We start from the raw sequence: 14,780 nt of genomic DNA on the forward strand, positions 1-14,780 counted from the left end.
AAACCGGGCTGACGGCATTTGCGTGGCAAACGCTCGATTCATACGCCCGTTTGATTTGGGTGAGCACACCTTCATGGAAAAGCGATCGATTGTCAATCGGCTGGCCGATCAGTCAGTGGCGCTCACTCGTGATCAGACCGATAAGCCTAGCCAAGCCCTGCGATGCTGCCGCTCGAGATGTCTCGATTTATGCATCGACAGCCATTCACGCCGATGATTGCCGGCGAGTAGCTGATGAACCCACACCGCCCTGTACCGTCACACACTGACGAGCCACCTTGTACACTCTGCGCCTGCCCCCAACCTCGTTAGCCGCGTCAGCTCGCGGCCGTGTTTCAGGAGTTATGCATGTCTGCCCCCATCGCCCGCGTCGCTACAGGCCAGGATCCCTACAAGTGGCTGGAGAACCGTGACGCCCCCGAGGTGCTCGATTACCTGAAATCGGAAAATGCTTATCTGGACCGGCAACTGGCCGATCAGGCCGAACTGCGCGAGACGCTCTTCCAAGAAATTAAAGGACGTATCCGCGAGACAGACCTGTCGCTGCCATCACCCTGGGGACCCTGGCTCTACTACCAGCGCACCACTGCGGGCGACGAATATCCGCGCCATTACCGGTGCCCGCGGCCGTTAGATGGCTCTTTCACAGTGGATGAAAGCGCCGAGCAACTGCTACTCGACCCCAATGAACTGGCCGCTGGCGGGTTCTTGTCGCTGGGGGCCTTCAGCGTTAGCCAGGATCACAGCAAACTGGCCTACAGCCTTGATACCCAAGGCGACGAGATCTACCAACTGTTCGTTAAAGACCTCACCACAAACGAGGTGACTACCCTGCCGTTCGAGGATTGCGACGGCAGCATGACCTGGGCCAACGACCACCAGACGCTGTTCTTCGGCGAGCTCGACGACACCCACCGCCCCCATAAGATCTACCGCCATCGTCTGGGCGAAAGCGGCCGTACCGAGGTCTATCACGACCCGGACGGGCGTTTTTTCGTGCATTGCTACCGGGCCAGCTCCGAGCGTCAGTTGGTCATCCTCTCCAACAGCAAGACCACCAGCGAAGCCTGGGCGCTGTCGGCCGATGACCCTGAAGGCGATTGGATCTGCCTGGCGCCACGCCAGGAGGATCACGAGTACTTCCCCGACCATGGCCTGCTCGACGGACATTGGCGCTGGCTGATACGCAGCAACCAGACCGGCATCAATTTCGCGCTGTACCAGGCACCGGAGGACACACCGCAGCGCGAGCACTGGCAGGAACTGATCGGTCATCGCGATGCGGTGATGCTCGAAGATGTCAGTCTGAACGCTGGCGCCATTACGCTGAGCCTGCGCGAGGCCGGATTACCGATCATCGAGGTGCGCCCATCAGCTGGCGAGCCCTATCGGCTACAGCTACCCGACGCGGCCTACAGCCTGCACGTGCATAACACGCTCGAATTCGACAGCCCGGTGATCCGGCTGCGCTACGAAGCCCTGAACCGCCCAGCGCAGATTCGCCAGCTGAACCTGGCCGATGGCGAGCAGAAAGTCCTCAAGGAGACGCCGGTCGAAGGCCCCTTCGACGCCGATGCCTATGAGAGCAGGCGCATCTGGGCAACGGCTGCCGACGGCACCCAGGTGCCGATCAGCCTGGTTGGCCGTCGCGAGCACTTCGGCAAGCCCGCGCCGCTGTATCTCTATGGCTACGGCGCCTACGGCCACAGCTTGGACCCTTGGTTTTCCCATGCACGGCTGTCGTTGCTCGATCGTGGCTTCATCTTTGCCATTGCCCATGTACGCGGCGGCGGCGACCTCGGCGAGGCCTGGTACCGCGCCGGCAAGCTGGAGCACAAACCCAATACCTTCAGCGACTTCATCGCCTGTGCCGAGAAGCTGATTGCCGAGGGCTACACCGAGCCCGCTCGACTCGCCGTCAGCGGCGGCAGTGCCGGTGGCCTGCTGATCGGTGCCGTGCTCAACCTGCGGCCGGAGTTGTTCGGCGCGGCCATCGCCGAAGTGCCCTTCGTCGACGTGTTGAACACCATGCTCAACGCCGACCTGCCATTGACGGTGACGGAGTACGACGAATGGGGCGATCCGAACCAGCCTGAAGTCCATGCACGCATCAAGGCATACGCGCCGTACGAGAATGTGCGCAACCAGCCCTACCCGGCCATTCTTGCGGTAGCGGGCTACAACGACAGCCGCGTGCAGTACTGGGAAGCCGCCAAATGGGTCGCCAAGCTGCGCGCCGCCAAGACCGACGACAATCTGCTGCTGCTCAAGACCGAATTCGGTGCCGGACACGGCGGCATGAGCGGTCGATATCAGGCGCTCAAGGATGTTGCGTTGGAGTATGCCTTTGTTCTCAAGGTCTTCGGCATGGCTGATCGATAAGCGGACTGCCTCATTGGCGTGGATGCCGCCCGCCGACTTGCGGCCGGAACCGCGCCTGCGTGCCGCGGTCACTTCTCATACCACTGTTTGGAGTGATCAGGCATGAACAGGACATCGCAGAACGTGCATGGCTGGGAGCGCGCCGCATCGATCATCGGCGGGCTGTACTTCGTCGGCAAAGGCCTCGGCCGGGGCGGCTTAGGCGGGCTGATTCAGCTGGCGATGGGGGGCATGGCCCTGACGCGCGGGTTCACCGGCCACTGCGAAGCCAAACGCGTGCTCTGCGAAGTCAGCGAGCATGCCAAGATGGCCGAAGGCAACTCACGAAGCATGCCACTCGAGCGCAGTGACGCCGACGATGTGCGTTTGAGAGCCAGCGCCCAGGCGGCCACCGGTACTGCCACAGTGACCGGTAACGACTCGCTCAACAACCCACCAACCGGCATCTAAGACAACCCCAGCTCAGCTCTGCTTTTTGTGGGAAGCGCGCCCCGCGGCGACTGCTTTTGCTGTGCTTTTTTTTGTGGGAGGCGCGCCCTCGCGGCGAATGCGAGTTTCCTGCCCACCCAAAAGCCAAAAGCTTCGCCCCGGGGTCGGGCCTCCTACAAGATCAAAAGCTAAAAGCAGACCGAAGCGCCCGCGCCCCGCGGCGACCTGCTTTTGCTGTGCTTTTGTGTGCTATTCTGTGGGAGGCGCGCCCTCGCGGCGAATGCGGGTTTCCTGCCCACCCAAAAGCCAGAAGCTTCGACCTGGGGTCGGGTCTCCTACAAGATCAAAAGCTAAAAGCAGACCGAAGCGCCTGCGCCCCGCGGCGACCTGCTTTTGCTGTGCTTTTCTGTGGGAGGCGCGCCCTCGCGGCGAATGCGAGTTTCCTGCCCACCCAAAAGTCAGAAGCTTCGCCCCGGGGTCGGGTCTCCTACAAGATCAAAAGCTAAAAGCAGACCGAAGCACCCGCGCCCCGCCGCGACCTGCTTTTGCTGTGCTTTTGCTGTGTTTTTCTGTGGGAGGCGCGCCCTCGCGGCGAATGCGGGTTTCCTGCCCACATAAAAAGCCAGAAGCTTCGCCCCGGGGTCGGGTCTCCTACAAAAGCGCGCAAACGGCCAAGGCAATCGCTGATTCAGTCGCAGGGGACGACGATCAGGCCGGCGCGCTCGCCGATCGCCACATCGGCCATCGGGAACAGGATTCGAGCGCCCAGTTCTTCGACCACCCAGCGCACACCATCATTGTCCTCGGCCAGCAGCGTGCCGGGTGATAGCGGAGCGAAGTTCTTTATGTCAGCGGGCAAACGCAGGACGAACCCCTCGCTGCGCTTGATGATTTCCCGCGCCAGCCGGAACGTCGCCAAGGGTCGAGGGCGGGGTGCGTGCGCAGGCTCGGCGGCCTCGATCCACCGGTGAGCCGCCTGGAGAAATTCATCGAGACACCCAGGCCAGACGCCACCGGGCGCTTCGGCCATTTCCAGGGTGAAGGCCTCGGCCGCGTGACGCGTGGCAGTATGGGCGCTGAAGGTTCCGGAAGGTGTTTCCTGCAACAGCACCGCATCGACCGCCGCGTGGCGAAGGCGCATCAGGCTTTGGCGGGAAACCTCACGCCCGGCGACCCAGGGGCAGATGGCGAACTGCGGGAGGTTCGAGGCGCGCATGGCCGAGTGCAGGTCGTAATGCCAGCGTCGACGGCCCGGCGCACGAAAAAATGTCGCCACCAGCGCTTCGAGCTGCGCAGCGCGACGAGCCTCGACACTGGAGCCGCCCGCATGCTTGCCACAGAACAGTCGATTCAGGTCTTGGCCAACCCGACGCACACCCTGGCGCATCGCCGGCGGGTTGCAAAACAACAACAGCAGTCGGGCACGCGGGTAGATCGTGCCGCTTCCGATCGCTCGTATCAGGCGATCGAGCAATCTGATCGGGACAACTTCACAGCCATGCACGCCGGCCGACAGCACCAGGTCCAAACCAGCATCCTGGCCAGGCGGGGGCGTCACTTCGAGGGCGCCCTCACCCAGCCACTGCAACCTGGCGCCCACAGCGGTGAGCTGAACCTTGTGATCGGGGTCGCGCCCGGCCAGCGTCAGCTCCAGCAGCCGGCCAAGTTCCAGCATGGTGGTGTCATCAGTGGTCGTGGTTGCAGTCCGGCCCATGAACGTGATCGTCCTCGACGGCCTCGACCGGCTCCATTTCCAGCTCGAGGCTAACCAGATTGGTAGCCAGCGGACGTAGCAGCAGGTTGGCGTATTCGGTGTCGCCGTCTTCGACATCGACGCCAATCATCAGTTGGTTATTGCCGACTTGTTGAATCCAGACCTCCCGGCCCTGCCACACCACGGCAAAACGGGTGCAGGATGTCTCCAGCTGGGTACCGTCTACGTCTTCCAGGATCAGTTGCAGGCTATCGCTCATGTCAGATTCTCAATGAAAAGGCAGGACAGAATCGCCCTGCCAAGATGAAGGCCTGAGTTTCAGGCCTGAGTCAGTTTTGCAGCAGCGCGTTCGAAGCGCGCAAGGCCTTCGGCAATGTCTGCCTCTTCGATGATCAGGCTCGGTGCCAGGCGGATCACATCGGGGCCGGCCTGCAGGATCATCAGGGCCTCTCGCTCGGCCGCATCGAAGATGTCGCGCGCCCGCCCTTTCCATGCATCGTCGAGTACGCAGCCAATCAGCATGCCCATGCCACGCACCTGGCTGAACAGACCGTAACGCTGACCGATCTCCAGCAGCCCGTGCTTGAAACGTTCGTGCCGGCTCTTCACTCCGCTCAGCACTTCGGGCGTATTGACGATATCGACTACCGCTTCGGCCACCGCGCACGCCAGCGGATTGCCGCCATAAGTGGTGCCGTGGGTGCCGACGCTGAAGTGCTTGGCGACGTCTTCCGTCGCCAGCATCAAACCAATCGGAAACCCGCCGCCCAGGCTTTTGGCGTTGGTCAGGATGTCCGGGATGACACCGTAATTCATGTAAGCGTAAAGCTCACCGGTACGCCCCATTCCGGTCTGAACTTCATCGAAGATCAGCAGCGCGTTGTGCTGGTCGCACAACTTGCGGGCGCCTTCAAGATACGCCTGATCAGCAGGCAGAACGCCGCTTTCGCCCTGTATCGGCTCCAGCACCACGGCACAGGTCTTGTCCGAAATGGCGGAGGCAAGCGCGTCGAGATCGTTATAGGGGACGTGACTGATGCCCTGAATCTTCGGCCCAAAACCATCGGAATATTTTGGCTGGCCACCAACGGTCACGGTAAACAGCGTCCGGCCATGGAAGCTGTTCACAGCGGAGATGATTTCGCATTTCTCCGGACCGTAATTGTCATGAGCATAGCGGCGCGCCAGCTTGAATGCCGCCTCGTTGGCTTCAGCGCCGGAATTGGCGAAGAATGCCCGATCGGCAAAGGTCGCGGCGGTGAGCTTCTTAGCCAGACGCAGCGCCGGCTCATTGGTGAAGATATTGGAAATGTGCCAGAGCTTGCCCGCCTGCTCGGTCAGCGCCGCCACCAGTGCCGGATGAGCGTGACCGAGTACGTTCACGGCAATGCCGCCGGTGAAGTCGATCAGCTCTCGCCCGCTCTGGTCCCATACTCGCGAACCCTGGCCGCGTACTGGAATGAAAGCGGCGGGTGCGAAAGTGGGAACAATGACCTGGTCGAAATCAGCGCGTTCTACCGGGGTGTGCGGGGCGGACATCAGGACTCTCCTGCGAGGCGACACGAATAGGAAATAAAACGCCCCGCCATGGCGGGGCGCTGCACACTCAGTTTAAACGCAGGCCCACCAGGAATGGGCGCTCGGGCGAAAATTCTCTTCAGGACACGACCGAGTGCTGCCGGTCCAGCTCGATGGCCCGATCCAGCGTTTCGAGCAGGGCCTTGCGAGCCTTGAGTTTGGTGTTCTTGTGGGCCGTCATGTTGATTTTCTTCAACTGCGTAGCGGTTGCTTTGGCAACAACCATCAGCTCGCCCGCCGGGACGACCTTGTCAAGGAAGCCGGCATCCAGCGCCGCCTGCGGATTGAAGATCTCGCCATTGATTACCGAGCGCTGGAACGCGGGCTTGGTCAGGCGATCCCGGGCGATCTCAATGCCCGAATGGTGCATCGTCATGCCGATCTGGACCTCGTTGAGGCCGATATTGAACGCCCCTTCAACGCCGATACGGTAGTCGGCCGAGAGCAGTAGAAACGCGCCCTTGGCGATGGCATGGCCCGGACAGGCAACGATGATAGGGAAAGGATGAGCAAGCATCCGTCGACTGAACGTCGAACCGACGGATACCAGGGCAATCGCGTTTTCGGGGCTCGAAGTCATCACCTTGAGGTCATAGCCGCCGGACAGAATCCCCGGCTGACCAGTGAGAATCACTACGGCACGGTCCTGCTCGGCGCGATCGAATGCCGAATTGAGCGCCTCGAATACAGCCGGAGACAATGCATTGACCTTGCCGTTGTTCAGAGCCAGCGTGGCGATGCCGTCTTCGAGTTCGTAGGAAACCAGATCACTCATGACGAATATTCCTTGTTAGAAGTCCACAGAAGTTACTCAGCGCAACCCGTCAGGTAAAGCGCCGTGACTGACCGGCAAGTCATGATTTGAGAGCTGAATCTTGCGAAACAGGGCCGCGGGTGCAGGGAGCGCTGGCTCAGTGGTCAGCTTTCTCGGGCTCGAGTTCGAGCACTGCGAGCAGCTCGGGATGCAGAATCGTCTGTAGCTGCGGATCGGCGATAAAGAGTCCGTGGGAACCATCGGAGATGCCGCTACGGATCCGATAAGGCGTTCCGTCAGCATCGACGGTCAATTGGGACAGATCAAGATAGCGCGGCTCACAGGGCTTCTTCTCCGCATCCCGGAGAACGACCACCTTGGGCCGCAAGTGCAGATGCTGGTGCTTTTCCAGCACCAGCGCGACTTCACCCGTGTGCAGCTCAACCAGCGTGCCCACCGGAAAGACGCCAAGCCAGCGAATGAATTCGTGCACCAGGGCTTCGTCGAATTGCTGGCCGGAACCGCTGCGCAGCACGTCATACGCGGCCTGGATCGGTCGCGCATCGTCGTAGGCACGATGGCTGGTGATCGCATCGAAGGCATCGACGATGGTAATAACCCGTGTCGTAAACGGGATCTGATACTGCGCGAGCCCTTGCGGATAGCCCCTGCCATCCAACCGCTCATGGTGGCCATACGCGGCCTGGACCGCTACGGCAGGAATGTCATCCTGGTTGCACAGCGCCTGATAACCGAATTCCGGATGGAGCTTGATCTGATCGAACTCTTCCTGGGTGAGCTTGCCTGGCTTATTGAGGATGGCAGGATCGATCTTCATCTTGCCGACATCGTGCAGCAGGCCGGCAATACCCAGTATTTCCAGCTTTTCATCAGGCAGCCCAAGGTGGGTACCGAAGCCCATCGCCAGAATGGAAACGGATAAGCAGTGCAAGCTGGTATACACGTCCTGTGACTTCAAGCGCGTCAGCCAAAGCATGGCACTTTCGTTGCGCAGCATGCTTTCCAGGTTCCGTTTGACCAGCGCCTGGCAGGCCTTGGTGTCAATCGCCCGCCCCTGCTGGACATCCAGCAGTACCTGATCCAATACCAATTCGCTGCTGCGATAGGCTTCGCGCGCTTCGTGGACTTCAAGCGAGAGAGGGACACGGGGCATCGTACGCTTCACGCGCAGTGGCGTCGCCGAGGGCACGACCACCTGGCCCTGATCAAGCAGCACTCGACGGGTGTCGTCAACGAACACATAGTCGCAGCGCTCGCGCACCGCCTGGATATGTTCGAGCTTGAGCAGAGGAAAGCCCTGGAATAGAAAATCCGTCTGACGCCAAGGCCGATCCAGCTCGCAAATGTACATGCCGAGTTCCAGATGACTGACGTGCAGACGGCGCTTTGTGGCGACCTCCACTACCTCAGGTCGCTTACGCCTGCTTTTGAATAACTTCATCAAGCCTTTCCCGGCTCTTCATATTCATTAAGTTCGATTGCGCTGAAGCTGGCACCGAAGTCCTAGGCGTTGGAACCCTAACGGAACGATAGGTTCATCGCCACGGCCGCTAAGCCAGTTTTCCAACGGCGCCTTAACCGCATGAAAAAACTAAAAAACTTTTTGCCATCCGCCAGCTCTTCGGCTACATTAGCGCGCCTCGACGGACATCAAACTCCGTCGAGATCCGGTGAGGTGTCCGAGCGGTTGAAGGAGCACGCCTGGAAAGTGTGTATACGAGAAATCGTATCGTGGGTTCGAATCCCACCCTCACCGCCAGATCGAACACAAAGCCCCGATGATCGGGGCTTTGTCGTTTCTGTCTCCAGGAATACCACTCCAGAGCACACCATATAGATGCTTGGCCTTGCGTACCGCAGCCTTGGCTAGCAGAACGCGCTGCCCTTGATTCCGTTACCACTCGGATGTTCCGATTCCACACGCCGCAAATGCCGCCTTGGATGACAACGTTTCCATTCGCTCCATCATTTGATTGAGGGCGATCACGGCACTGCCGATTGTCCACCCGCCCGGTTCCGCTGTGGGGCCTCTCTGACGAGCGGTACAGGAAGCCAGGATTATCCGTGGACAAACATCACACCGGCCCAAGCGCCAGCAAATCAGGCGCGTCGCCAGAAGCCGAGCCTTCCACAGCGCCTGAATCTAAATCCAGAATGATTCGGGACGGGCATCGAGTCGTCCCAGCGAGAAGTTCTCGGCGCGACGAAGCAGATCACCAGGAAAACGCAGCTCCGTCTGAGAGAGGCGTCCTCTATCCACGCCTTCGCTTTTCCTGGTCCGTATATTGCTTGGATTAACCTGACATTTAGGTCAGTAGAAGGACTTAGGTCAGAGCACGTCTGGAAAGCGGACCAGACCTCTGTGTCTCGGCCAATGCATATCCCGCTACGTCGTTTCGATGAAAGGCGCAGCTGTAACCCGCAAGACGCAACGGCCATTCAAACCGACAGCGTTCACGCGTAGACCCATTAAAAGGCCGCTACCATGTTCAAGCACAAGAAAGTCAGGCAGGCCACCATGATCTTGTTCGCCACAGCGGTCATTCTGATCCTGCCCAATCTGACTCGCCTTATCAGTTGATCGCCAGAAACAGACGACATAGGAACGCTTATGTATCGCGTATCCCTGCTATTGATGGCTTTAGCCACAGCGGCGGTCGGCGGCGAGGTCGATCAGCCCAACGCCCTGGCGGCACTGCAGCGCGCCGACAGCGTCCTGATTGACGTTCGAACCGCCCAGGAATACGCCGAAGGTGCGCTCCCTGGCGCAACGCGAATCGAGACCCAAGAGCTTGCCGAGCGCATCGCCAGTGTCGCACCCGACAAAGACGCCCCGGTCGTTCTCTACTGCCGCAGCGGTCGTCGATCATCCGCGGCGCAAGATCTGCTTCGTGAACTGGGCTACAGCCAGGTCATCAATGCCGGCGGTTACCAGGACTTGAAAGCAGTCGTGCCGCCGCGCTGACGTCGCCGCATCGCTTCCACGATTACTGCACCGCTCCACCGCACCATCCCATCCATACGCCTTCTCTTCGTTTATCGCGGAACTAATGCGCAGCAGTGGCTACTGAAAAAGGAGCCACTGCTCAGCGCCTGGTCGCGCATATTTGGAGGATTCGAACTGATGAATTGGGATGTGATGCTGAACGAAAGGCTTTGGATCAACATCGCCATAATCGCTGGCGTCACGATTGTCAGCTACCTCATTCTGCAGGCAGTTCTGCGGATCATTACCAACCGCCTGCGAAAGATGAGCAAAGGATCCAAGAGCGGCTTCGTCACCATTGCGGCGGAAATGCTCAGCCGCACCAGCCATTTGCTGCTGATCGCTCTTTCGCTGTTGATCGCATTGAAGGTTGTCGAACTGCCAGATCGCTGGGAGTCGGCGATGTCCCATGGTTGGTTCATCGCCCTCGCCTTTCAGATTGCATTGTGGATGGATACCGCCGTTCGTCTATGGATGGAAAGCCTGACTCGCGACGGCAAAGCGCGAAACCCGGTTACCACGACGATCATCGGCATCATGATCCGCATCGTCATTTGGACCATGATGCTGCTGTCGATACTGGCCAACCTGGGCGTGGACATCACCGCCATGGTCGCCAGCCTTGGCGTTGGCGGTATCGCCATCGCCCTGGCGGTCCAGACGCTGCTCAGCGACATCTTCGCGTCCCTGTCCATCGGGGTGGACAAGCCCTTCGAGATCGGCGATTTCGTCGTGTTTGGCAGCGTTGCCGGCAACATCGAACACATCGGTCTGAAGACCACACGCATCCGCGCGCTGAGCGGCGAGCAGATCGTCTGCGCCAACGCAGATCTCCTCAAGCAGATCCTGCACAACTACAAGCGCATGAACACACGGCGCATCGTCTTCAAGTTCGGCATTACTTACAACACGCCGTCGGACAAGGTTCGTGAGGTTTCCGCATTGGTGAGGCGAATCATCGACGGGCTGGACAACGCCAAGTTCGACCGTGCGCATTTCCTTGCCTTCGACGACAGCCAGCTCACGTTCGAAGTTGTCTACATCATGCAGGTGTCCGACTACAACGCATACATGGACACCCAGCAGGAAATCAATCTGCAGTTGCTCGACGGCATCCGCGAGATGGGTGTGCAATTCGCCTTCCCGACCCGCAGTGTCGAGTTCATCGGCGGCAGCTTCCCGGAGCTGACGGTTGCCGGTGTCCCGAAGGAAAAACCGGCCGCCAACCAGGAAGCCGAACGCGCGCTTCCGAACGCCTGAGGAAAAACGACGAGGCCAGCGCAGTGGCCGGCCTCGTCGCTCAACTCAGCGCAGACGCATCTGCTTGTGGGTTTCGATCAACTGCGGCACCACACCCGGATCGGCCAGCGTCGAAATATCACCCAGGGCGTCGTACTCATCGGTGGCGATCTTGCGCAGGATACGCCGCATGATCTTGCCCGAACGCGTCTTCGGTAAGCCCGGCGCCCATTGGATCACGTCCGGCACGGCGATCGGCCCGATCTCCTTGCGTACCCACTGCTGCAGCTCCTGGCGCAACTGATCGGACGGTTCCTCGCCCGCCAGCAGCGTCACGTAGACGTAGATTCCTTGGCCCTTGAGAGGATGCGGCACACCCACCACCGCCGCTTCGGCCACCTTGCGGTGCGCCACCATGGCGCTTTCGATTTCCGCCGTGCCCATGCGGTGGCCGGAAACGTTCAGTACGTCGTCCACCCGACCGGTGATCCAGTAGTAGCCATCCTCGTCCCGGCGGGCGCCGTCACCGGTGAAATACATGCCGCGGAAGGTCTTGAAATAGGTATCGACGAAGCGATCGTGGTCGCGATAGATGCTGCGCATCTGCCCCGGCCAGGAATCGAGGATGACCAGATTGCCCTCGGTGGCGCCTTCCAGCAGGTTACCGAGATTGTCCACCAGGCCGGGCACCACGCCGAAGAATGGCCGCGTCGCGGAACCCGGTTTCAACGCGGTGGCACCGGGCAATGGGCTGATGAGAATGCCACCCGTCTCGGTCTGCCACCAGGTGTCGACGATTGGACAACGTGATTTGCCAACCGTCTCGTAATACCAGTGCCAGGCCTCGGGATTGATCGGCTCGCCCACTGAACCGAGCAGGCGCAGGCTCGACCCGTCAGCGCCTTCCATTGCCGCACTCCCCTCGGCCATCATCGAGCGGATCGCCGTGGGCGCGGTATAAAGGATATTCACCTTGTGCTTGTCGACGATCTGACCGACCCGCTTGACGTCCGGATAATTGGGTACGCCTTCGAACATCAGCGTGGTCGCGCCGTTGGCCAACGGTCCGTAGATGATGTAGCTGTGCCCGGTAATCCAACCGACGTCGGCGGTACACCAGTAAATCTCACCAGGCCGATAGTCGAAGACTCGTTCATGGGTCAGGGCCGCATAGAGCAGATAACCGCCCGTGGTGTGCATCACGCCCTTGGGTTTGCCGGTGGAGCCGGAGGTGTAAAGGATGAACAGTGGCTCCTCGGCGCCCATTTCTTTCGGCGCGCACACATCGCCGGCCACTCGCATCAGATCGTCGTACCAGATATCACGATGCGAGTGCCATCTGATGTCGCCACCTGTGCGGCGCACCACGATGATTTTCTGTACGCAACTGGTTTGCGGGTTGGTCAGCGCTTCGTCGACGTTAGACTTCAGCGGAATCTTCTTTCCGCCGCGCAACCCTTCATCGGCAGTGATCACCACTTTCGAACTGCCATCGATTATTCGGCCGGCCAGGGCCTCGGGCGAGAAACCACCGAACACCACCGAATGAATCGCGCCGATGCGTGCACACGCCAGCATCGCCACCGCAACCTCCGGGATCATCGGCATGTAGATCGTGACCACGTCACCCCGATGTACGTCCTGCCCACGCAACGCATTGGCGAACTTGCTCACTTCGTGATGCAGCTCGCGATAAGTAATGTGGCGGTGCTCGGACGGATCGTCTCCTTCCCAGATGATCGCGACCTCGTCACCCCGCGTTTCGAGGTGACGGTCCAGGCAGTTGGCCGAAACGTTCAGCGTGCCATCGGCAAACCAGCGAATATCAACGTGGTGATCGTCGAAGGAGGTCTGCTTGACCCGCGTAAAAGGCTTGATCCAGTCAATGCGCTCTGCTTGCTCGCGCCAGAAGCCGTCAGGGTTGACCACCGACTGTTGATACAGGGCTTTATAGGCGGCCTCATCGGTCAGCGACCGAGCCGCAACTTCCGGTTTCACGGGATACAGGGACGCAGCACTCATGGGCAAACTCCTCACTCGTTGGTCTTGTTATCGTTTCGACTAAGCGTGCTTCACAGGCGAACCATACAAATCAAACCAAGCGCCTGGAAGACTTCACGTTCGAGCTATACGGGGTCGAAGCGTTCCGCTGGCGTTAGCCGTCGAAAAAAGCGTTGTTCTCCGTAGAGCATAGACGCTTCGACCAAGGCGTACTTCCTCTCCCCTTTGTGGTCATAGAGATGCCAGGGCCGAGCCTGCCATGTCGGTATTCGAGGATGTCAGATCCAGCGAACGTATTCTTCCGTGTCACGAAACGCATCAGGGAAAGCATTGCCTTCTACCCGGTGCTGATTCCCGCCTTATACGTCGTCGTCGCCGTTGTGGTATGGGCATTCGAGTCGACTCCCCTCGCTACAGCCTTGCGCGACGATCTGGCGCCAGGACTGGTAGATGCCGATAACAGCCGTGAAATTCTCGGAACACTGATCACAGGTGTCATCTCCCTTACCGTGTTCAGCTTCTCCATGGTGATGGTTGTGCTCAACGGCGCGGCGTCCCGCCTGTCACCACGCGTGCTGCCTGGCCTGATCAGCGACACGCGCAATCAGGTGATTCTCGGAATCTACCTGGGCAGCATCGTCTATTTCCTGCTGATGATCGGCACCCTGAACAAGAACGAACCGGCCAGCGTCCCAACGCTTGCTCTGCCGTTGGCGCTGCTATTCGGCATGCTATGCATGGCGTTGTTCGTTGCGTTCATTCGTTCAGTGTCACAGTCGATCCAAGTCGACTGGATCGTCAGTCAGCTCTACAGCGAAGCTTCAACCAACCTGAACAAGCGCAGGCAGCGGATCGCTGACGTCACCGAGATCCCGGACGCAACCGACTGGTGGTGCCTGCCTGCCGCTCGGCCAGGGTACCTGCGCGAAGTGAATGAACGCCAACTGGGGAAGATACTGCGCAAGTACGACTCGTTGGCCGTGATCCAGGTAGAGCCCGGATTCTTCCTCGTCGACGGTCATCCGTTGATCAAGTTCAGCGAGCCACTGAGCGAGGACGATGCAGCCGACGTACTGGATTGCTTCGATTTCCATGACAAGGAATTCGCCAGCGCCAACGTTTCCTACGGCATGCGCCAGATCTCGGAAATAGCGGTAAAGGCCATCAGTCCAGCCATCAACGACCCCGGCACAGCGATGCGGGCAGTCAATCTGATCGGCGTACTGCTGAAAAGGCTCAGCGGCATGCCGCCTTACGACATCGGCTGCGTCGACAACAGCCGACCCCGTCTCTTCTACCCGCAACCGGATATGCAGCGCATGCTGCAGAACGTGATAGCACCGATCCGCATCTATGCCGGCCATGATCCGCAAGTACTGATCACGCTGCTGCGATGCCTGAAGAATGCCTTGCACGGCGCCCCGAACGAGGCGCACCTCGACGCCCTATATGAGGAAATTCAGGCCCTGCGCGACGAGGCCGACGCAAAAGTCGATAACCCGCGCGACCGCCGCGCCGTCAACGAAGAACTCGAGCGGCTGGCGCAAATCCAGGGCCAGTGGGAGCCACGTCCTAAGGCAACCCCCCTGCCGTTAAGGTGACAACCTGTACTCGCTACGGGAAAACGCTTTTTTCTGTCCTGTAGGAGCCCCGACCCGGGGCGAAGCTTTTGGCTT

General features: G+C 59.9%; 11 protein-coding genes and 1 tRNA gene. 6 read left to right on the forward strand and 6 right to left on the reverse strand.

Features of this window, described 5'->3' with window-relative positions; all coding sequences use genetic code 11:
• Positions 1–348: 348 nt before the first annotated feature.
• A complete protein-coding gene (locus UF78_RS12610; RefSeq protein WP_045162555.1) occupies positions 349–2,382 on the forward strand; it encodes a S9 family peptidase in 2,034 nt (677 codons plus the stop codon).
• Positions 2,383–2,484: 102 nt separating this feature from the next.
• The gene (locus tag UF78_RS12615) at positions 2,485–2,832 is read left to right on the forward strand and encodes a YgaP family membrane protein (protein WP_045162556.1); all 348 of its coding nucleotides are present in this window, start codon (positions 2,485–2,487) and stop codon (positions 2,830–2,832) included.
• 667 nt (positions 2,833–3,499) lie between these two features.
• Here UF78_RS12615 and UF78_RS12620 read toward each other — a convergent pair.
• The 5 genes from UF78_RS12620 to UF78_RS12640 all read right to left on the reverse strand — a co-directional run bounded on the left by UF78_RS12620 (position 3,500) and on the right by UF78_RS12640 (position 8,319).
• Positions 3,500–4,486 carry a succinylglutamate desuccinylase gene (locus UF78_RS12620; protein WP_045162579.1) on the reverse strand — a complete coding sequence of 329 codons (987 nt, stop codon included), beginning with the start codon at positions 4,484–4,486 and terminating at the stop codon, positions 3,500–3,502.
• Between the two features lie 10 nt (positions 4,487–4,496).
• Positions 4,497–4,784 carry a hypothetical protein gene (locus UF78_RS12625; protein ID WP_045162557.1) on the reverse strand — a complete coding sequence of 96 codons (288 nt, stop codon included), beginning with the start codon at positions 4,782–4,784 and terminating at the stop codon, positions 4,497–4,499.
• Between the two features lie 59 nt (positions 4,785–4,843).
• Entirely contained in the window at positions 4,844–6,064 is a 1,221-nt protein-coding gene (locus UF78_RS12630) for an aspartate aminotransferase family protein (RefSeq protein WP_045162558.1), read from the reverse strand.
• Between the two features lie 118 nt (positions 6,065–6,182).
• Entirely contained in the window at positions 6,183–6,878 is a 696-nt protein-coding gene (locus UF78_RS12635) for a crotonase/enoyl-CoA hydratase family protein (RefSeq protein ID WP_045162559.1), read from the reverse strand.
• A gap of 136 nt (positions 6,879–7,014) precedes the next feature.
• Entirely contained in the window at positions 7,015–8,319 is a 1,305-nt protein-coding gene (locus UF78_RS12640) for an HD-GYP domain-containing protein (protein WP_045162560.1), read from the reverse strand.
• Between the two features lie 228 nt (positions 8,320–8,547).
• On the opposite strand from UF78_RS12640, the gene UF78_RS12645 reads away from it, so the two are divergent.
• The 3 genes from UF78_RS12645 (at position 8,548) to UF78_RS12655 (ending at position 11,124) form a co-directional block, all read left to right on the forward strand.
• Positions 8,548–8,637, forward strand: a tRNA-Ser gene (locus tag UF78_RS12645).
• Between the two features lie 852 nt (positions 8,638–9,489).
• A complete protein-coding gene (locus tag UF78_RS12650) occupies positions 9,490–9,843 on the forward strand; it encodes a rhodanese-like domain-containing protein (RefSeq protein ID WP_045162561.1) in 354 nt (117 codons plus the stop codon).
• Between the two features lie 159 nt (positions 9,844–10,002).
• Positions 10,003–11,124: a mechanosensitive ion channel family protein gene (locus UF78_RS12655; RefSeq protein ID WP_045162562.1), complete on the forward strand. Its 1,122-nt coding sequence runs from the start codon at positions 10,003–10,005 to the stop codon at positions 11,122–11,124.
• Positions 11,125–11,169: 45 nt separating this feature from the next.
• Here UF78_RS12655 and acs read toward each other — a convergent pair whose 3' ends face one another.
• On the reverse strand, positions 11,170–13,125 hold the full coding sequence (gene acs, locus UF78_RS12660; protein WP_045162563.1) for an acetate--CoA ligase: 1,956 nt from the start codon (positions 13,123–13,125) through the stop codon (positions 11,170–11,172).
• Between the two features lie 254 nt (positions 13,126–13,379).
• Between acs and UF78_RS12665 the strand changes: the two genes are divergently transcribed.
• Positions 13,380–14,705, forward strand: a complete 1,326-nt coding sequence (locus UF78_RS12665; protein ID WP_045162564.1) for a DUF2254 domain-containing protein — start codon at positions 13,380–13,382, stop codon at positions 14,703–14,705.
• The last annotated feature ends 75 nt before the right edge of the window (positions 14,706–14,780 follow it).

Origin of the sequence: Stutzerimonas stutzeri, assembly GCF_000952685.1 — a bacterium.
In the GTDB taxonomy this organism is placed as follows: domain Bacteria; phylum Pseudomonadota; class Gammaproteobacteria; order Pseudomonadales; family Pseudomonadaceae; genus Stutzerimonas; species Stutzerimonas stutzeri_E.